Genomic DNA, 19,075 nt, shown 5'->3' on the forward strand with positions numbered 1-19,075 from the left:
CGCACCGGTCCGGGAAGTGTCAGCCGGACTCTCGGATGATCAACTTGGTGCGGAGCACGACGGCGCGCTCGCCGGCGGGCCGGCCGCCGGTGCAGGCCCGCAGTTCGCGGGCCAGCCGGGCGCCGAGGTCCTCGGCCGGCTGCTGGACGGTCGTCAGCCGGGGGCGGACCTGCCGGGCGACCGGCGCGTCGTCGAACCCGACGACGGCGACGTCGTCGGGGACGCGCCGCCCGGCGCGGCGCAGCGCGCTGAGGGCGCCGACCGCCATCTGGTCGGACGCGGCGAGGACGGCGTCGAGGTCCGGGCGGCGTTCCAGCAGCCGGCGCATCGCCCGCTCACCGGACAGCCGCCCGAAGTCGCCCTGGCAGACCAGCCCGTTGACGCCCATCCCGGCCTCCTGCACGGCGAGCCGGTAGCCGGCCAGCCGGTCGACGCCGGCGCCCATGTCGGCGGGGCCGGCGATGGTGCCGATCCGGCGGCGGCCGGAGGCGAGCAGATGCCGGACGGCGGCCTGCGCCCCGCCGAAGTTGTCGACGTCGACGTACGGCAGGGCCACCTCCTCCAGGGGCCGCCCGGCCAGCACGACCGGGGCCCCGGCGGCCGCCTGCACCAGCGGCGCGAGGTGGGCGCGGCGGGCGCCGACGAGCAGGACGCCCTCGGCCTGCCCGCCGCGCAGGTAGCCGGTGGTGGCGCGCCACTCCTCCGCGCGGCCGGCCATGAGGACGACGAGCGGCGCGCGGCCGGCGAGTTCCCGCCGCACGCCCCACAGCAGGCGCGCGAAATACGGGTCGCCGATGGCGCGGCAGCCGTCCTCGCACACGACGGCGGCGATCGTCCCGGACGAGACGCGGTCGGGGGGGCCGGTCCGGCGGCGGACGTAGCCGAGCCGTTCGACGGCCGCCTCGACCTGGAGCCGGGCGGTCCGGCTGACCCTGGCGGAGCCGTTGAGGACGCGGGACGCGGTCGCCGGGGAGACTCCGGCGAGCTGCGCGACGTGGGCGAGGGTCGGGGGGCGGCGGTCGGGGAGGGCGGGGTCCTTGGAGGGGTCTTTCGGACAGGCGGGGTCTTCCGGGTAGGCGGCGTCTCGCGGGTAGGCGGCGTCTCGCGGGTAGGCGGGGTCTTTCGGGAGGACGGGGTCTTCTGGGGGGTGGGTGACGGTCACGCTTCGGCACTCCCTTCGGGGGTTCCCGGCCGTGCGGGGGGTGAGGCCGGGTCGGGGAGTAGTGGGAGCGCTCCCAAGAATCCGTTCGGACGCCTGCCGTGTCAAGGGCCGCCGGGCGACCGATTCGGCCCGGGCCCCGAGTCCCTCACCGCGCGCGCGAGGGGCGGTGAAAATTCGTGAAAGTAATGAAACAAGCCTTCTCCTCCTAAGCCGGGGCGTTCTACGTTCACCGTCAGTCCAGGAGTGGGAGCGCTCCCAAGGCCGAACGCACAGTAGCGAGAGCCCCGACCGGAAGACATCCGCCCAACCAGAGGAGGACACCGGATGAAACACCCCCCAGTGCGCAGGAGACGCGGCGCCCGCCGCGGCATCGCGGCCGCGTCGGCCGCTCTCCTGCTCGCCTCAGGCACGGTCGCGCTGGGCCAGGCCCAGGCCAGCGCCGCCGCCGGCTGCAAGGTCGACTACACCGCCAACTCGTGGGACAGCGGCTTCACCGCCACCGTCTCGGTCACCAACCTCGGCGACCCGATCACCGGCGGCTGGACGCTGGAGTGGGACTTCGCCGGCAACCAGCAGGTGACCTCGGGCTGGAGCGGGACGTTCGCGCAGTCCGGCAGCCACGTCACGGTGACGAACCCGAGCTGGAGCAGCACGCTCGGCACCGGCGCGACGGCCGGCCCGGGCTTCCAGGCCACCTATTCGGGCAGCAACCAGGCGCCCTCCGAGTTCACTCTGAACGGCGTCCTCTGCACCGGGTCGACGGAACCGACCGACCCGCCGACCACCGACCCGCCGACCGACCCGCCCGGTGACCGGGCCGACAACCCGTACGCCGGGGCAGAGGTGTACGTGAACCCGCAGTGGGCGGCCAACGCCGCCGCCGAGCCCGGCGGCGACGCGATCGCCGACGAGCCGACCGGTGTGTGGATGGACCGGATCGCGGCGATCGAGGGTGCGGGCGGCAAAATGGGCCTGCGCGACCATCTCGACACCGCGCTCGACCAGGGCGACGACCTGGTCCAGGTCGTCGTCTACAACCTGCCCGGACGCGACTGCGCGGCGCTCGCGTCCAACGGCGAGCTCGGCCCGGACGAGATCGACAGGTACAAGACCGAGTTCATCGACCCGATCGCGGACATCCTCGGCGACGAGAAGTACGCCGGCCTGCGGATCGTCACGGTCGTGGAGCTCGACTCGCTGCCGAACCTCATCACCAACGTCGGCGACGGGGACGTCGCCACCGAGAACTGCAACGAGATGCTGGCGAACGGCAACTACCAGAAGGGCATCGCCTACGCGCTGCAGGAGCTCGGCGCCATTCCGAACGTCTACAACTACATCGACATCGGCCACCACGGCTGGCTCGGCTGGGACGACAACTTCTCCTCGTCCGCCGACCTGCTCACCGAGGTCGCCCAGATGTCCGGTTCACTCGACAACATCACGGGCTTCATCACCAACACCGCCAACTACGGGGCGCTGACGGAGCCGTACTTCTCCATCAGCGACTCCGTCAACGGCACGTCCGTCCGCCAATCCTCGTGGGTCGACTGGAACCGGTACGTCGACGAGCTTTCGTACGCGCAGGCGTACCGGCAGGAGCTCGTCGGCAACGGTTTCGACGACGGCATCGGGATGCTCATCGACACCAGCCGCAACGGCTGGGGCGGCGCCGACCGCCCGACCGGTCCCGGCCCGACGACGGATGTGGACGCCTACGTCGACGGCGGCCGCACCGACCGGCGCCTCCACCTCGGCAACTGGTGCAACCAGTCGGGCGCGGGTCTCGGTGAGCGGCCGACGGCGGCGCCCGAGCCGGGCATCGACGCCTATGTCTGGATCAAGCCTCCGGGCGAGTCGGACGGGGCCAGCGAGGAGATCCCGAACGACGAGGGCAAGGGCTTCGACGAGATGTGCGATCCCGCGTACGGCGGCAACCCCCGCAACGGCGGCAACCCGAGCGGTGCCCTGCCGGACGCGCCGCTCTCCGGCCACTGGTTCTCCGCCCAGTTCCAGGAGCTGCTCCGGAACGCCAACCCGCCCGTCCGGTAACCGGTAACCGGCCACCCCGGGAAAGGCCCCGTGATCTGCTCCGGTCACGGGGCCTCTCCCTGTCCGCGGAACCCGGGAGCCGGAGAGGGACTCGCGGGAGAGGAAGGAATCGGCGGGGAGACGAAGCGGCCCGCGGCGTCCCCTGTCCGGACGCCGCGGGCCACGTTCTGTTGTCGGGAGCCTTCGCTCGGAATGCCGTTCTCTGCGCTGTGCCGTATCAGGCAATCATGGGATCAGGAGGTCATGGGGGTCCAGAGGTCACGGGGTCATGAGTCACGGGGTCATGAGGTCATGCAGTGCGGGTCGAGGTCGGTCGCCGCTCCGGACGTGTTCACCGTGAACCCGAACGTGGCCGTGTCGCCCACGTCCAGCGCGCCGTTCCAGGCGGCGTTGCCGACGGTGACGTCGGGGCCGGACTGGGTGTAGGTGCCGTTCCAGAGGCTCGCGACCGTCTCACCGTTGGCGAAGGTGAGGTGGGCCGTCCAGCCGTTGATCGGGAGCGTGCCGGTGTTGGTGACGGTGATCTCGCCCTGGTAGCCGCCGTCCCAGCTGTTGACGGAGCGGTAGGCGGCGGTGCAGACCATGCCCGGGTCGCCGGGGGGATCGGTGGGCGGGTCGGTCGGCTCCCCGTCCCCGTCGCCGATCCCGGTGACCTCGCCGTTGCCGCCGTCGAAGACGACGTCGGAGCAGCCGTAGAAGGTCTCGAGGCTGTCAGAGCGTTCCCACACGGTGTAGATGATGTGGCGGCCGCTCTTGCCGGACGGGAGCCGGGCGTCCCAGTGGTAGTAGGCGTCCTCGTTGCCGGGCGACCCGACGCTCGGCGGGTCGGTGGCGCTGTAGAACGGCTCCGCCTCCAGGTCGTCCCAGGACAGCGGGCTCGTCGGGCTCCACGAGTCCTTGGTGATGTAGGTGCGGAACGTTCCCGGGTGGGCCGCCCACTTGTTGTACCTGAATTGCAGGTTCGCGCCGGACGTGAGGTGCGTGACCGGCCAGTCGTCGCGGGGCAGGTCGTAGCCGCCGAAGTCGTAGACGACCGCGCCGCCGCTGCACAGCTCACCGTCCGGGATGAAGCCGCTGGTGCGGCCGGCGCCGTCCGAGCGCAGCACCGCGAACCAGTTGTAGAGCGAGCTCGTGCCGCTCTGCGCGACCGCGGCCGCGCAGGCCGGGTTGTTCGGGATGATCTGCCCGTTCGGGGTCAGTCCGTCCTTCCAGCACAGGTAGGTGCGGCTGCCGGGCACCATCATCGCGCCGTGCGCCGCGGCCGGCGCGGCCGTCAGCAGGGAACCGGCCAGCATCGCGGGGCCGAGCACGGCGCCCGCGACCAGGGCCTTGCGTTTCCGGGTCGCGCGTTTCCGGGGGGCGCGTCTTCGGGTGGTTCGACTCGGGGTGGTCATCGTCCTCCGTTCACGGGGTCGGGAGACATCTGTCCCAACCGGACGCTAACTCCGGCCGGTCAGGCCCGTGAACGGCCCTTTCACCCTTTCACCTCGCCCTTTCACCGAGGGTGCCCTGCGGGTGGCCGCCGGGCCGGGGCGAGGACGAATCGCCGGCCCGGATGGACCCCGGCGGCCTGGTTGTCCCCCGGCCGTGGGCCGGGAGATCACCCCGGCGCCGGGGCCCGGTGGCTCAGCCCTTGGTCGCGCCGGCCGTGAGACCTCCGATCAGCTGGCGTTCGGCCACCGCGTAGAAGAGGAGGGCGGGGATCATCGCCAGCACGATGTAGGCCAGGACGAGGGCGTAGTCCGTCGAGTACTGCCCCTGGTACTGCTGGATTCCGACGGGGATCGTGTGCCACTTCTCGTCGGCCAGCACCAGCAGCGGCAGGAAGAAGTTGTTCCAGCTCGTCACGATGGCGAGGACCGACACGGTGCCGATGGCGGGTCGCGCCATCGGCAGCAGGATGCGCCAGAAGAAGCCGAACCGGGTGCAGCCGTCCATGATCGCCGCCTCCTCCAGCTCCGCCGGGATCGTCCGGAAGAAGGAGCGCAGGATGATGATCGTGATCGGCAGCGCGAACGCGGCCTGGGGCAGGATCACGCCGAGCGGATTGTCCAGCAGGCCGAGCGAGCGCAGCAGGACGAACAGCGGGAGCACCGCCACCGCCGGCGGGAACATCAGGCCCGCCGCGAACGCCGTGAAGAAGATCTCGCGTCCCCGGAAGGCGTAGCGGGCGAACGCGAACGCCGCCATCGCCGACACCGCGACCGCGATCAGCGTGGTGCCGACCGCGATCATCACGCTGTTGGCGATCTGCCGCCAGAAGCCGCCGGACGACAGGATGCCGGTGTAGTTCGAGAACTGCCACTCGTCCGGCAGCCCGAAGGGGTCGGACGAGAGGGCGCCGGTGGTCTTGAGGCCCGACAGCACCGCGTACAGCAGCGGGACGACGATGAACGAGCCGAGGACCCAGACCAGCGTGTGCCGCGACATGCTCTTCGCGATCGCCTGGCGGCTCATCAGCGGCCTCCCGCGGAGGTGACCGAGCCCTGCAGGTCGCGGCGGAGCGCGAAGCGCTGGTACATCAGTGAGAAGACCATGCTGATGAGGAACATGGCCACGCTGATCGCGCTGGCGTAGCCCATCTGGTATCGCTTGAAGCCGAACTCGTACATGGTGACGGCCATCGTCTCCGTTGCATGAGTCGGCCCGCCAGTCGTGGTGACCCACACGAGGTCGAAGAGCTGGATCGAGCCGATGACGGACAGGAACACGCTGATCCGCAGGGTCGGCGCCAGCAGCGGCAGTGTGACGCTGCGGAACCGCCGCCACGCCCCCGCCCCGTCGATCGACGCGGCCTCCAGGATCTCCTTCGGGATCCCCTGCAGCCCGGCGAGGTAGATCATCATGTGGAAGCCGAAGTACTTCCACGTCATGACGGCGATCAGGGTGGGCAGTGCGGTGTCGGGGTCGGAGAACCACTTGCCGGCGAGTCCGCCGAGCAGCGGCAGGTCCTCGACGAGGGCGTCGGCGAGGCCGCTTCCCGGCAGGAAGATGATGCCGAACAGCACACCGGCGATCACCTCGGCCAGGATGTAGGGCGCGAAGAAGACCGCTCGGTAGACCGCCCTGCCGCGCATCTTCTGGTTGAGCAGGACGGCGGTGCCGAGGGCGAGCGGCAGCTGGACGACCAGCGACATCACGACCAGCACGAGAGCGCGCCACAGGTCGCCGCGGAAGACCTCGTCGCCGGCCAGCTTCCGGTAGTTGTCCAGGCCGATGAACTCGTCGGGGAAGCCGAAGCCGCCCCACTTGAAGAAGCTGGTGAAGAAGGCGACCAGGATCGGGATCAGGACGAAGCAGGCGAACAGCAGCAGTGCGGGCGTCAGGAACCAGGTGCTCGACAGCCAGCCGCGCAGCCGCTTCCCCGCCGACGCCTTGGGGCCCCGCTTGCGCGGGGCCCGTTCGGCGTGCCGCGGCCGATCATCGGTCGTGGCGGAAAGCGTCATTGGTCCTTGGCCACCTTGGTGACCGTCTGCGCGACCTCCTGGGCCGACTTCTTGCCCGCGATGAGCAGGGCGACGCTGTCATTGACCTCCGCGCCGACGGCGGGCGGGAACGCCTGGTCCAGGTAGAGCTGGAACCCGGTGGAGCCCTTCAGCGCCTCGGCGACCATCTTGCGGTTCTCGTCGGTCAGCGCGCTCTCGGCGCCCTTGACGACCGGCATGAACGCGCCCGAGGTCACGAACTCGCGCTCGTTCTGCTCGTTCATGAGGAACGTCAGGAAGTCGACGGCCTCGGGGGGCGCGTCCTTGCTCACCGCGTGCCCGTTGCCGCCGCCGAACACGTCGGTCACGGCGCCCGGGCCGCCCTCGACGGTCGGGAAGGGGAACCAGCCCAGGTCCTCGCCGAGGTCCTTGCCGGAGGCGTCCTTCATGACGGCGGGCGCCCACTGGCCCATCAGCGACATGGCGGTCTTGCCGGCGCCCATGGAGGCGGAGTGGCCGCCGGGCGTGTCGTAGCCGGCGTTCTGGTAGCCCTCCTGGAAGGGCTTGAGGTCCGCGAGCTGCTTCAGCTTCTCACCGGCCTGGATGAACGCGGTGCCGCCGAAGTCGTTGGACTGGGCGGCCTGCTGCATCGCCTGCATGCCGCCGATGCGCATCGCGAGGTAGGCCCAGTAGTAGTGGCCGGGCCACTTGTCCTTGCCGGCGAGCGCGATGGGGGTGATGTCGGCCCCCTGGAGCTTCTGGACGGCGTCCATGAACTCGGTCCAGGTCTTCGGGGGCCCGCTGACCCCGGCGTCCTTGAAGAGCTTCTTGTTGTACCAGAAGCCCACCATGCCCATGTCGTACGGGACGGCGTAGGTCTTGCCGTCGAAGGTGTACGCCTTCTTCGACACGTCGGTCATCGTCCCGAGCACCTTGGCGCCGTCGGAGGTGATGTCCTTGACCAGGCCGGCGTCGATCTGCTGCTTGAGGACGCCGCCGCCCCAGGTCACGTAGATGTCGGGCAGGTCGCCGGAGGCGACGAGCGCCGTCATCTTCGACTTGTAGGCGTCGTTCTCCAGGCTGGTGGCCTTGATGTCGACGTTCGGGTGCTGCGCCTCATAGGCCTTGGCGATCTTCGGGAAGAGGCTCTGCGACGGCTCGGTGGTCGCGATGTTCATCCATTCGATCGTGACCTTGCCGCCCGATCCGGAGTCGTCCCCGCCGCAGGCGGTGAGCATGGGCGCGGCCGTGACCAGCACGGCTCCCGCAGAGACTGCGGTCAGGAACGAACGTCGCGATCGGTGAGGGATGCCCATGGTGGTCTCCTGGATCCGGGGGTGGTGGGCGTTGGCCTGGCTGGGGGGAACGAGATCCGTTCCGCTCGAAACATTTCGAAAGTCTTCGGGCTCCGTTGCCGTGGAACTCTAAGAACGAGACCCCCGGCGGTCAAGACCTGAGCGATGGTTGACCGCAATTAAGTGCGGAAGAGTTACCGGCGTCGGGGGCTAGGAGTGGCCGAAACATTGCGATACTGTTCGCAATCGTTTCCTCGGGGAGGAGAGAAGCGTGCCCGTGCGCACCACCGACGAGATGCCGGATCCGCCGTCCCGGCCGACCCTGGCGCTCATCGCGTCCGAGGCGGGGGTGTCCCCCGCCACGGTGTCCAAGGTCCTCAACGGCCGGACCGACGTCGCCGCCGCGACCCGTGAGCGGGTGGAGGCGCTGCTGCGCACCCACAACTACCCCGGACCCGGCGGGGCGCGGCGCGCCCGCCGGTCCGGCCTGATCGACCTCGTCCTGGCCGGGCTCGACAGCCCGTGGGCGGTGGAGATCCTGCGCGGCGTGGAGGCCGAATGCGCCGAGCACGGCACCGGCGTCGTCGTCTCGCTGGTCCGCGAGGACGACGCCCGCCCGCCGAGCTGGCAGAACCTGCCCGCGCTGCACCACAGCGACGGGGTGATCCTGGTGACGTCCCGGATGACGCGCCGGCAGCGCGACCAGCTGGCCCGGGCCGGCGTGGGGCTCGTCCTGGTCGATCCGGTGAACCTGCCGGACAACGACATCGCCAGCGTCGGCGCCACCAACTGGGCCGGCGGGATGTCCGCCACCGAGCATCTGCTCGGGCTCGGCCATCGCCGCATCGGAATGATCGGCGGCCCGGCGGACATGCTGTGCACCCAGGCCCGGGTGGACGGCTACCGGACGGCCCTGGAGCGCGCCGGGGTCGAGGTCGACAAGGACCTCGTCCGGTACGGCGACTTCCACCACCAGGGCGGCTTCGCCCGGACGCGCGAGCTGCTGGAGCTCCCGGATCCGCCGACGGCGATCTTCGCCGGCAGCGACGAGCAGGCGATGGGCGCCTACCAGGCTGCCCGGCTCGCCGGCCTGCGCATTCCCGAGGACCTGAGCGTCGTCGGTTTCGACGACCTGCCGACCTGCGAGTGGCTGTCGCCACCGCTGACGACCGTCCGGCAGCCGCTGGAGGAGATGGGACGGGTCGCCGCCCGGACCCTGCTCCAGCTGCTCGACGGACGGCCGCCCCTGACCCCCCGCGTGGAGCTGGCCACCGATCTGCGTGTCCGCGCCTCCACCGCACCACCACCATCGGAGGAGCGATGACCGAAGCCGTCCCGGCCGCGAGTGCGACCCGTGAGCCCTGGCGGGACCGCGGGCTGACGGTCGCCGAGCGGGTCGCCGACCTGCTGGCCCGGATGACGCCGGAGGAGAAGGCGGGCCAGCTCGCCGGATACTGGGCGCTGCCCGCCGAGCCCGGCGAGCCCGTGGCTCCCATGGAAGACGACTCGAACGAGACCGCCCCCTCCCTGGACGAGATCCTCGACCGGGGCCTCGGCCAGCTCACCCGCGTGTTCGGGACCGCTCCCGTCCCGGCCGCGGAGGGCGCCGCGCGGCTCCGCGATCTGCAGCGGCGCGTCGCCGCCGGAAACCGTTTCGGCATCCCGGCGATCGCGCATGAGGAATGCCTCAACGGCTTCATGACGTGGGGCGCCACCGTCTTCCCCAGCCCGCCCGCCTGGGGCGCGACGTTCGACACCGATCTCGTCGGCGAGATGGCCTCCGCGATCGGGGAGAACATGCGGGCGGCCGGCGTCCACCAGGGCCTCGCGCCCGTCCTGGACGTCGTCCGCGACGCGCGCTGGGGCAGGACGGAGGAGTGCATCGGGGAGGACCCGTATCTCGTCAGCGTTCTCGGCACCGCATACGTCCGGGGCTTGGAACGATCCGGGGTCGTCTCGACGCTCAAGCACTTCGCCGGCTACTCCGCCTCCCGCGCCGGCCGGAACATGGCCCCCACGCCGATCGGGCCGCGCGAGTTCGCCGACGTCATCGTCGAACCCTTCGTGATGGCGCTGCGCGACGGCGGCGCCCGCTCGGTCATGCACTCCTACACCGACGTCGACGGGATGCCGGCCGCCTCCGACGAGCGGCTGCTGACCGGGCTGCTGCGCGACGAGCTGGGTCTGACGGGCATCGTCGTCGCCGACTACTTCGGCGTCTCGTTCCTGGAGACCCGCCACCGCGTGGCCGCCTCCCGGGGCGAGGCCGCCGCGCTCGCCCTGCGCGCCGGCATCGACATGGAGCTCCCGACCGTGCGCTGCTACGGCACTCCCCTGATCGAGGAGATCCGCCGGGGCGCCGTCTCCGAAGAGCTCCTGGACCGGGCCGCCGCCCGTGTCCTGACCCTCAAGGCCGAACTCGGCCTGCTGGACGGCGTACCGGGCGACGGTGACGGCGCGGAGCTGGACTTCGACCCGCCCGAGCACCGGGCGCTGGCACGGCGGCTCGCCGAGGAGTCGGTCGTGCTGCTGGCCAACGACGGGACGCTGCCGCTGCGTTCCGGCGCCGGGGTCGTGCTGGCGGGCCCCCTCGCCGACGACCCGTTCGCGATGATGGGCTGCTACACGTTCCCGAGCCATGTCGGCAGGCAGCATCCGGAACTGCCCCTCGGGGTGGAGTTCCCGACGCTGGCGGAGGCGCTCCAGGGCGAACTGCCCGACGTGCGGGTGGCGGGCTCCAAGGACGTTCTCGTGACCGACGACGCCGACATCCAGGCGGCCGTGGCGGCGGCCCGCGACGCCGAGCTGTGCGTGCTGGCGCTCGGCGACCGGGCCGGGATCTTCGGCCGCGGCACCTCCGGGGAGGGCTGCGACGTCGAGACGCTCGCGCTGCCCGGCCGCCAGGCCGAGCTGGCCACCGCGGTGATCGACACCGGCACGCCCACGGTCATCGTCATGCTCACCGGCCGCCCCTACGCGCTGGAGGGCATCGGCGACCGCGCCGCGGCCGTCGTGCAGGCGTTCTTCCCGGGCGAGGAGGGCGGCCGGGCGGTCGCCGGGATCCTGTCGGGGCGGGTCGAGCCGTCCGGGCGGATGCCGATCAGCGTGCCGCGCCGCGCGTCCGGCCCGCCCGTCACCTACCTGCGGTCGAAGATGGACGGCGGGCACGACTGGAGCGTGGTCGACCCGGTCCCCCGGTACCCGTTCGGATACGGCCTGACCTGGACGACGTTCGAGTACGACGCCCTGCACGTGGACGAGCGGGCGGCCACGGACGGGTCGGTCGAGGTCAGCGCCGTCGTCCGCAACACCGGGGACCACGCCGGGACGGAGGTCGTGCAGCTGTACCTGTCGGACCCCGTGGCGTCGGTGGTCCGGCCGGTCCGCTGGCTCGCCGGCTGGGCCCGGGTCAGGCTGGAGCCGGGCGACGCGGCGCGGATCGTGTTCGACGTTCACGCCGACCGCACCTCGTTCACCGGCCCCGACCTGCGACGCATCGTCGAGCCGGGCGCGATCGAGGTCGCCGTCGGGCGGTCGAGCGCCGATCTGCCGCTGCGGGGGTCGTTCGTCCTGGACGGGCCCGTGCGCACCCTCGGCCCGGATCGCGTGCTGACCGTCCCCGTGGAGGTCACGCTGCCATGACGCGATTCCGCAATCCGATCCTGCCGGGTTGCCATCCCGACCCGTCGATCTGCCGGGTGGGCGATGACTTCTACCTCGTGACGTCGACGTTCGAGTGGTTCCCCGGCCTGCCGGTGTTCCACAGCCGCGACCTGGTGCACTGGCGGCACGCCGGGCACGCGCTGGACCGGCCGGAGCAGCTCCCGCTGGACGGCGTCCCCGCATCCGGGGGCCTGTACGCGCCGACGCTGCGCTACCACGCGCCCCCCGGACAGGAGGGCCGCTTCTACCTGGTCTGCACGCTGGTGGACGGCAAGGAGTGGTCGGGGCACTTCGTGATGACCGCGTCCGACCCCGCCGGGCCGTGGTCGGACGCGCACCGGCTGGACGGCGAGGGCATCGACCCGTCCCTGTTCTTCGACGACGACGGCCGCGCCTGGTGCACCGGCACCCGCCTGACCGGGCGGTACGAGGGGCACACGGAGATCTGGCTGCGCGAGTTCGACCCGTCCGCCCTGGCGCTGACGGGCGATGAGCACGTGCTCTGGGACGGGGCGCTGAAGGGCTCGATCTGGTCGGAGGGCTCCCACCTCTACAAGATCGGCGGACGGTACTACCTGCTCACGGCCGAGGGCGGCACCGCGCTGGAGCACGCCGTCATGGTCGCGCGGGCCGACACCGTCACCGGCCCGTACGAGGGGAACCCGCGCAACCCGGTACTGACCCACCGCAACCTCGGGACGGGCCAGGCCATCGTCGGGACCGGCCACGCCGACCTGGTGGAGACGCCCGGCGGCGAGTGGTGGATGGTGCTGCTCGGGATGCGCCCGCATCGCGACGACCGGTGCGTCCTCGGCCGGGAGACGTTCCTGACGCCCGTCACCTGGGAAGACGGATGGCCGGTCACCGGCGGCCGGGTCGAGCCGGACCATCCGGTTCCGGCGCTGCCTCCGCATCCCTGGCCCGCCGCCCCGATGTGCGACCAGTTCGACGGGCCGGAGCTGGCCCCGGTCTGGAACATGCTGCGGCCTCCGCGGGAACGCTGGTGGAGCCTGGACGAGCGTCCGGGGCATCTGCGGCTGCGCGTGCGGCCGGAGAGCCTCGCCGACGTCGCCAACCCCTCGTTCGTCGGGCGGCGCCAGCAGCACCCGGACTTCGCCGCCTTCACCTCGCTCGACTTCGTCCCGGCGAACGAGGAGTGGGCGGGCCTCGCACTGGTCCAGAACAACGACTTCCACGTGTTGCTCGTCTCGACGAGCCAGGGGCTGCGGCTGATCAAGCGTGAGCAGGGGATCGAAACCGTGCTGGCCAAGGCGCCGGCCGCTCCCGGGCGGGTCCGGCTCGGTTTCGAGGCCCACGGCCGCTGGTACCAGGCGTCCTACGCACTGGAGCCGGGGAACACCGTGGAGGCGGGCGGCTGGACGCCGCTCGGCGATCCCGTGGACGGCGACATCCTCAGCAGCCAGGTCGCGGGCGGCTTCACCGGCGCCTACATCGGCCTCTACGCCACCGCGAACGGACGGGCCGGCATCAACCACGCCGACTTCGCCTGGTTCGAGTACCACCCGCTCCCCCGTTGATCCGCGGCGCGCCTCCTGTGAACGATCATGGGGTCGTTCACAGGAGCAGGGCCGGGTCGGCGATGACGCGTTCGATGACGAGGCCGGCGGCGCCGAGGACGGCGGCGCCCTCGGCGAGGCCGGAGATCTCCACCGGCGGCACGCCCCGGCGGAGCGAGCCGGGGCCGTCGGCCAGGACCTCCTGGAGCGGGGGACGGACCCATTCGGCCAGCGGGGAGAAGACCCCGCCGAGCACGACGGTGTCCGGGTCGATCAGGTTGACGACGGACGCGAGCGCACCGCCGAGCGCGCGGCCGGCCCGGTCCACCGCGTGCAGGGCCGTCTCGTCGCCGGAGTTCAGCCGGTCGATGAGCGTGCTCACCGGGCCCCCGGGCCCGGCCGCGGGCCGCGTCACGGGAAGCCCGGCCGCGCGCAGGATCGCCTCCTGACCGGCGATCTGCTCCAGGCATCCGCGGCCGCCGCAGGAGCACGGCGGACCGCCGGGCTCCGCCACCAGGTGCCCGAGTTCGCCGGCGAAGCCGTGGGCCCCGCGGAACACCCGGCGGTCCACGACGATGCCGGCGCCGATCCCGATCTCGCCGGAGACGTGCACGAAGTCGCCGAACCGGTTCCCGCCGCCGAACCACAGTTCGCCGAGAGCGGCGAGGTTGGCCTCGTTGTCGTACTCGGCGGGCAGGGCGGCGTCGAGGCCGGGCGCGCCGGTGACGGGGACGTCGGTCCAGCCGAGGTTGGGGGCGTGGCGCACGACGCCGTTCTCGCGGTCGAGCAGGCCGGGGAGGGCGACGGCCGCGCCGGCGACGGTGAGCCCCTGCCCGGCGGCGGCGGAGACGGCCTCCGCGGCGAGGGCCGAGAGGGCGGCGAGGACGGCGCCTGGTTCGCGTCCGCGGTTGTCGGAGCTGAGCACGTGCCGGTAGCGGACCTGCTTGCCGAGGTCGATCACGCAGGAGGCGAGGTAGTCGACGTTGACCTCCAGGCCGAGCCCGGCGGCGCCGTCGCCGTGGACGGACACCCCGACACCCGGACGCCCGCGCTCCCCCTCGTGGACGGGCGCGCCGCCACGGACCAGGCCCGCGCTCTCCAGGAGGGCGACGAGGTTCGAGACGGTCGTCTTGGTGAAGCCCGTCAGTTCGGCGAGGCGCGCCCTGGTGACGGGCTGGTGCCGCGCGATGTGCTCCAGCACGACGGCGAGGTTCCGCTCGCGCATCGTCGCGTGCCGGACGGGGGCGTTCGCGGACTTCGTCATGAATGAACCCTAAATCAAACACGTGTATAGGCAGGACGGTACCCCTCTGCTACGTTAATTAGTCCACGCTCTTTACGAAACGACTTCGCATGAAGGAGTGGGACGGATGGCCGAGAGCCTGGTCGCGGGCGTCGACTCCTCGACGCAGTCGACGAAGGTCGTCCTGTGCCGCGCCGCGGACGGCACCGTGGTCGCCGAGGCGTCGGCCCCGCACCCCGACGGGACCGAATGCCATCCGGACCACTGGTGGAACGCGCTGACGCGGGTGCGGGACCTGCTCGAACGGGCCGACGCGGTCGCCGTCGCCGCGCAGCAGCACGGCATGGTCGCCCTCGACGGCGCGGGCGAGGTCGTCCGGCCCGCGCTGCTGTGGAACGACACGCGCTCGGCGCCGCAGGCCCGCGCCCTCGTCGAGGAGTTCGGCGGCGCGAAGGCGTGGGCGGACCGGACCGGCAGCGTGCCGCCCGCCTCGTTCACCGTGACCAAGCTGCGCTGGATGGCCGAGCACGAGCCGGGCCACGCGCGGCGCACCGAGCGGGTGATGCTCCCGCACGACTGGCTGACGCTGCGGCTCGGCGCGCCCGAGCCGGTCACCGACCGCGGCGACGCGTCCGGCACCGGCTACTGGTCCCCCGCCACCGGCGCCTACCTGCCCGACCTGCTGCGCGCCGCGCTCGGCCACGACGCCGAGACGCCGCGCGTCGCCGCCCCCGGCGAGCGCGCCGGCGAGACGGCATGGGGCGCGGCGCTCGGCCCCGGCACCGGCGACAACATGGGCGCCGCGCTCGGCCTCGGGCTGCGGCCCGGCGACGTCGTGGTGTCGATCGGCACGTCCGGCACGGCCTTCGCGGTCGCGGACGAGCCCGCCGCCGACCCGTCCGGCCTGGTCGCGGGGTTCGCCGACGCCACCGGCCGGTTCCTGCCCCTCGTCGCCACGCTCAACGCCGCCCGGATCCTGTCGGCCGCCGCGGCCATGACCGGGGCCGCGCTGGACGAGCTGTCCGCGCTCGCCCTCGCGGCCGGACCGGGCGCCGGCGGGGTGACGCTGCTCCCCTACCTCGACGGCGAGCGCACCCCCGACCGGCCGGACGCGACCGGCGTCCTGGCGGGGCTCACCACGTCCAACGCGACGCGGGAGAACGTGGCGCGGGCGGCGGTGGAGGCGCTGCTGTGCTCCCTCGCCGACGCCGTCGACCATCTCGCCGCACAGGGCATCCGGCCCCGCCGCACCCTCCTGATCGGCGGCGGCGCCCGCTCCGAGGCCGTCCGGGCCCTCGCCCCGGCGATCTTCGGGACGCCCGTGACCGTCCCCGAGCCCGCCGAGTACGTCGCGCTCGGCGCCGCCCGGCAGGCCGCGTGGGCCCTCGCCGGGACGCCCGAGCCACCCGAATGGCCGGCGCCGCCGGCGACCGAATGGCCGGCGCCGCCGGCGACCGGGCACACCGGCGAGCACACCGGGCAGGACATCCGCGGACGCTACGCCGCGCTGCGCGACTCCGCCCCGCAGATCTGAGGAGGTCTCCCATGAGCGACTACACACCCGTACCCGAGGACCGGTTCTCGTTCGGCATCTGGACGGTCGGCTGGCAGGGCGTCGACGTGTTCGGCCCCGGCACCCGGCCGCCGATGCCCGCCGACCGCGCCGTCCGCAAGCTGGCCGAGCTCGGCGCCTACGGCGTGAACTTCCACGACAACGACGTGTTCGACTTCGACGCCACGCCGGCCGAGCGGCAGGGGAGGATCGACGCGTTCCGCAAGGCGCTGGACGAGACCGGCCTGGTCGTCACCACCGCCACCACGAACCTGTTCGGCCACCCGATCTTCAAGGACGGGGCGTTCACCGCCAACGACCGCGACGTGCGCCGGTTCGCACTCCGCAAGGTCATGGACAACCTGGACCTGGCCGCCGAGCTCGGCGCCCGCGTCTACGTGTGCTGGGGCGGCCGCGAGGGCGCCGAGTCCGGGGCGTCCAAGGACGTGCGGGCGGCGCTGGACCGCTACAAGGAGGCGTTCGACGTCCTCGGCGCCTACGTCGCCGACCAGGGCTACGACCTGCGGTTCGCGATCGAGCCGAAGCCGAACGAGCCGCGCGGCGACATCCTGCTGCCCACGATCGGCCACGCCCTGGCGTTCATCCAGACCCTGGAGCACTCCGACAACGTCGGCCTGAACCCCGAGGTCGGGCACGAGGAGATGGCGGGGCTGAACTACGCGCACGGGCTGGCGCAGGCGCTCTGGCAGGGCAAGCTGTTCCACATCGACCTGAACGGGCAGCACGGCCCCCGCTACGACCAGGACCTGCGGTTCGGCGCCGGCAACGCGCGCGGCGCGTTCTGGGTGGTCGACCTGATCGAGCAGAGCGACTACGACGGCCCGGTCCACTTCGACTTCAAGCCGCCGCGCACCGAGGACGACGAGGGCGTGTGGGAGTCGGCGGCGGCGTGCATGCGCAACTGGCTGATCCTGCGGGAGAAGGCCCGCGCCTTCCGCGCCGATCCGGACGTCCAGAGCGCCCTGCGCGAGGCCAAGCTGGAGGAGCTGGCACAGCCCACCCTCGCCGACGGGGAGGACTGGCGCTCCGTCCGCGACGCCTCCCCCGACATCGAGGCCCTCGCGACCCGCCGCACCGCGTTCGAGCACCTCGACCAGCTCGCCCTCGAACACCTCTACGGCGTCCGCTCCTAGACGCCCGTCCCCGCGGAAGCCCGCCCTCTCCTCCCGGGGGCGGGCTTCCGCACGTCGGGTGCCCGTTGGGGTAGCGTCGGGGCAATGACCAGCGCGCAACTGCTCACCGACGCGTTCGGCCGGATCCGGGAGGCGGTCCACGACGCGGCCGGCGGGCTCACCCCACGGCAGCTCGCCTACCGCGCCGGAGACGGGGCCAACTCGATCGGCTGGCTCGTCTGGCACCTCACCCGCGTCCAGGACGATCACATCGCCGACGCCGCCGGCACCGCGCAGGTGTGGACGCGGGACGGCTGGGCCGGCCGGTTCGGGCTCCCGCTGGACCCGTCCGATACCGGCTACGGCCACACCGGGGACGAGGTCGCGGCGGTCCAGGTCGACTCGGCGGACCTGCTGACCGGCTATCACGACGCCGTGCACGACCGGACCGCCGAGTACGTGGGTTCGCTGACCGACGACGATCTTGGCCGGGTCGTGGACAGCGCCTGGGACCCGCCGGTCACGCTGGCGGTGCGGCTGGTCAGCGTGATCTCCGATGACCTGCAGCACGCAGGCCAGGCGGCCTTCGTCCGCGGTCTCCTCCTGCGCGGCTGAGCCGCACCCGACGCCACCGGCCCGCGCCGCAGCCGCTCAGGCGGGGATCTTCCGCGGCTTCTCCGGCCTGCGGGTGATGTCGCGCGGCACGGACGGCCGAAGCCCGGAGATGAGGCGCGACCACCGCGCGCCGATGTGCTCCAGGTCGTAGGCCCGCGCGGACCGCCGGGCCCGCTCGCCGAGCCGGTCGCGGAGCGCGGGGTCCGCGATCAGCTCGCGCAGCGCGGCGGTGAGCGCGTCCACGTCTCCGGTGGGGACGAGCAGGCCGTCGCTTCCGTGCGTGATCAGCTCCGGGGGGCCGAACGGGCAGTCGAACGACACGACCGGCAGTCCCATGCCCATGGCCTCGATGATGACCATCGGCATGCCCTCGCGCCGGGACGACAGGGCGTAGATCGACGCGCGCGCCATCTCGCCGTGCAGGTCGCGGGTGAAACCGCTCAGCTCCACCCGCCCGGTCAGGCCCAGCTCGGTGATCAGGGCGCCGAGCCGGTCCCGGCGCAGCCCGGAGCCGAAGATGCGCAGCGTCCAGTCGGGATGCTCGGCGGCGATCGGCGCGTAGGCGCGGATCAGCAGGTCGAAGCCCTTGTTGGCGACGAGGCGGCCGGCGGCAAGCACGACCTTGTGCTCGCGCCGGGACGGCCGTCCCGGCAGCGGCGGCGAGGCGTTGGGGATCCGGACGATGCGGACGCCGGATCCGGCGAGGGCCGTCTCGTAACCGGCGCGGGCCGGCCCGGTGAGGACGCTGAGCACGGTGAGCCGGCGGTAGGCGCGCACGACCAGCCGCCGGAGGGGCGGCCGGTAGGACTCCAGGCTCATGTGGTCCTGCCCGATCGTCGCGGTACCGCGCGGCGTGAGCTCGGCGGCGAGCAGGATGAGGGACGGCCGGGTCGCGATGAGCACGTCGGACGGCGTGCGGTGCAGGGCGCGCAGAAGGCACACGTCCGTCCAGAGGCTCATGAAGCGGAAGGACGACTCCTCCGCCGGGATCAGCAGGCTCGGAAACCGCGCCAGGAGGCGCGCCGCCCTGCCCTTGGCGGCGAAGCGGTCGTCGGCGTAGGTGATCGCGGCGCCGGCGGGAAGCGGGAAGAACGGCTTCGGGTTCCCCTTCAGGGCGCTGACGATCTCGATGTCGTGGTCGCGGGTCAGGTGCCCGCACAGGTTCAGCACGGTGCGGATCGTGCCGCCCGTCCCGTGCGCGTTCTGGAGGAGAACGCGGACGCGCAGGCGCTCACCCGGCGGCGGTACGCGCCTCCATCGCAGCGGACGCAACGTCCAGAGCGCCGCCCGGCGCAGAACACGGTGTGCCCTGCGCCGGACGCGGCGCCGCAGTCTCAGCTTGCGCACTGGCTCGTTCACCGGGCCCCCCATCGAAGCCGGCCGTCGTGGCCTGCTCTTTCCCGGCGGAGAGCCCGGTT

Annotated in this window: 14 protein-coding genes; 7 read left to right on the plus strand and 7 right to left on the minus strand. The window is 72.4% G+C overall.

Annotation, left to right across the window (positions count from 1 at the left end; genetic code table 11):
• Window positions 1–19 precede the first annotated feature (19 nt).
• Window positions 20–1,162 (minus strand): substrate-binding domain-containing protein, encoded by a 1,143-nt coding sequence (locus tag ACGFIS_RS22985; RefSeq protein ID WP_392972418.1) that lies wholly within the window; start codon window positions 1,160–1,162, stop codon window positions 20–22.
• A 324-nt stretch (window positions 1,163–1,486) separates the two neighbouring features.
• On the opposite strand from ACGFIS_RS22985, the gene ACGFIS_RS22990 reads away from it, so the two are divergent.
• Entirely contained in the window at window positions 1,487–3,214 is a 1,728-nt protein-coding gene (locus ACGFIS_RS22990; RefSeq protein WP_392972420.1) for a glycoside hydrolase family 6 protein, read from the plus strand.
• A gap of 281 nt (window positions 3,215–3,495) precedes the next feature.
• Here ACGFIS_RS22990 and ACGFIS_RS22995 read toward each other — a convergent pair whose 3' ends face one another.
• The 4 genes from ACGFIS_RS22995 to ACGFIS_RS23010 form a co-directional block, all read right to left on the minus strand.
• Window positions 3,496–4,608, minus strand: coding sequence for a lytic polysaccharide monooxygenase (locus tag ACGFIS_RS22995; protein WP_392906898.1), 1,113 nt, complete (start codon window positions 4,606–4,608; stop codon window positions 3,496–3,498).
• A gap of 232 nt (window positions 4,609–4,840) precedes the next feature.
• Window positions 4,841–5,671 (minus strand): carbohydrate ABC transporter permease, encoded by an 831-nt coding sequence (locus ACGFIS_RS23000; RefSeq protein WP_392906899.1) that lies wholly within the window; start codon window positions 5,669–5,671, stop codon window positions 4,841–4,843.
• Window positions 5,671–6,660, minus strand: a complete 990-nt coding sequence (locus tag ACGFIS_RS23005; RefSeq protein ID WP_392972422.1) for a carbohydrate ABC transporter permease — start codon at window positions 6,658–6,660, stop codon at window positions 5,671–5,673. The genes ACGFIS_RS23000 and ACGFIS_RS23005 overlap by 1 nt, the downstream gene beginning before the upstream one ends.
• Window positions 6,657–7,898: an extracellular solute-binding protein gene (locus tag ACGFIS_RS23010; RefSeq protein WP_392972424.1), complete on the minus strand. Its 1,242-nt coding sequence runs from the start codon at window positions 7,896–7,898 to the stop codon at window positions 6,657–6,659. Before ACGFIS_RS23010 ends, ACGFIS_RS23005 begins: the two co-directional genes overlap by 4 nt.
• A gap of 331 nt (window positions 7,899–8,229) precedes the next feature.
• On the opposite strand from ACGFIS_RS23010, the gene ACGFIS_RS23015 reads away from it, so the two are divergent.
• The 3 genes from ACGFIS_RS23015 to ACGFIS_RS23025 are packed head-to-tail and all read left to right on the plus strand — an operon-like array spanning window position 8,230 to window position 13,135.
• Window positions 8,230–9,258, plus strand: coding sequence for a LacI family DNA-binding transcriptional regulator (locus ACGFIS_RS23015; RefSeq protein ID WP_392906961.1), 1,029 nt, complete (start codon window positions 8,230–8,232; stop codon window positions 9,256–9,258).
• Window positions 9,255–11,576: a beta-glucosidase gene (locus tag ACGFIS_RS23020; protein ID WP_392906905.1), complete on the plus strand. Its 2,322-nt coding sequence runs from the start codon at window positions 9,255–9,257 to the stop codon at window positions 11,574–11,576. Before ACGFIS_RS23015 ends, ACGFIS_RS23020 begins: the two co-directional genes overlap by 4 nt.
• Entirely contained in the window at window positions 11,573–13,135 is a 1,563-nt protein-coding gene (locus ACGFIS_RS23025; RefSeq protein WP_392906906.1) for a glycoside hydrolase family 43 protein, read from the plus strand. Before ACGFIS_RS23020 ends, ACGFIS_RS23025 begins: the two co-directional genes overlap by 4 nt.
• 37 nt (window positions 13,136–13,172) lie before the next feature.
• Here ACGFIS_RS23025 and ACGFIS_RS23030 read toward each other — a convergent pair whose 3' ends face one another.
• Window positions 13,173–14,378 carry an ROK family protein gene (locus tag ACGFIS_RS23030; RefSeq protein ID WP_392906907.1) on the minus strand — a complete coding sequence of 402 codons (1,206 nt, stop codon included), beginning with the start codon at window positions 14,376–14,378 and terminating at the stop codon, window positions 13,173–13,175.
• A 106-nt stretch (window positions 14,379–14,484) separates the two neighbouring features.
• Here ACGFIS_RS23030 and xylB point away from each other — a divergent pair, with 106 nt between their 5' ends.
• The 3 genes from xylB to ACGFIS_RS23045 all read left to right on the plus strand — a co-directional run bounded on the left by xylB (window position 14,485) and on the right by ACGFIS_RS23045 (window position 17,657).
• Window positions 14,485–15,891: a xylulokinase gene (gene xylB, locus ACGFIS_RS23035; protein ID WP_392906908.1), complete on the plus strand. Its 1,407-nt coding sequence runs from the start codon at window positions 14,485–14,487 to the stop codon at window positions 15,889–15,891.
• 11 nt (window positions 15,892–15,902) lie between these two features.
• The gene (gene xylA / locus ACGFIS_RS23040) at window positions 15,903–17,063 is read left to right on the plus strand and encodes a xylose isomerase (protein ID WP_392906910.1); all 1,161 of its coding nucleotides are present in this window, start codon (window positions 15,903–15,905) and stop codon (window positions 17,061–17,063) included.
• 84 nt (window positions 17,064–17,147) lie between these two features.
• Entirely contained in the window at window positions 17,148–17,657 is a 510-nt protein-coding gene (locus ACGFIS_RS23045) for a DUF664 domain-containing protein (protein ID WP_392906911.1), read from the plus strand.
• Window positions 17,658–17,693: 36 nt separating this feature from the next.
• Here ACGFIS_RS23045 and ACGFIS_RS23050 read toward each other — a convergent pair whose 3' ends face one another.
• A complete protein-coding gene (locus tag ACGFIS_RS23050; protein ID WP_392906913.1) occupies window positions 17,694–19,016 on the minus strand; it encodes a glycosyltransferase family 4 protein in 1,323 nt (440 codons plus the stop codon).
• Between the last annotated feature and the right edge of the window lie 59 nt (window positions 19,017–19,075).

The sequence above is a fragment of the Spirillospora sp. NPDC048824 genome, from assembly GCF_043198455.1.
Classification (GTDB): domain Bacteria; phylum Actinomycetota; class Actinomycetes; order Streptosporangiales; family Streptosporangiaceae; genus Spirillospora.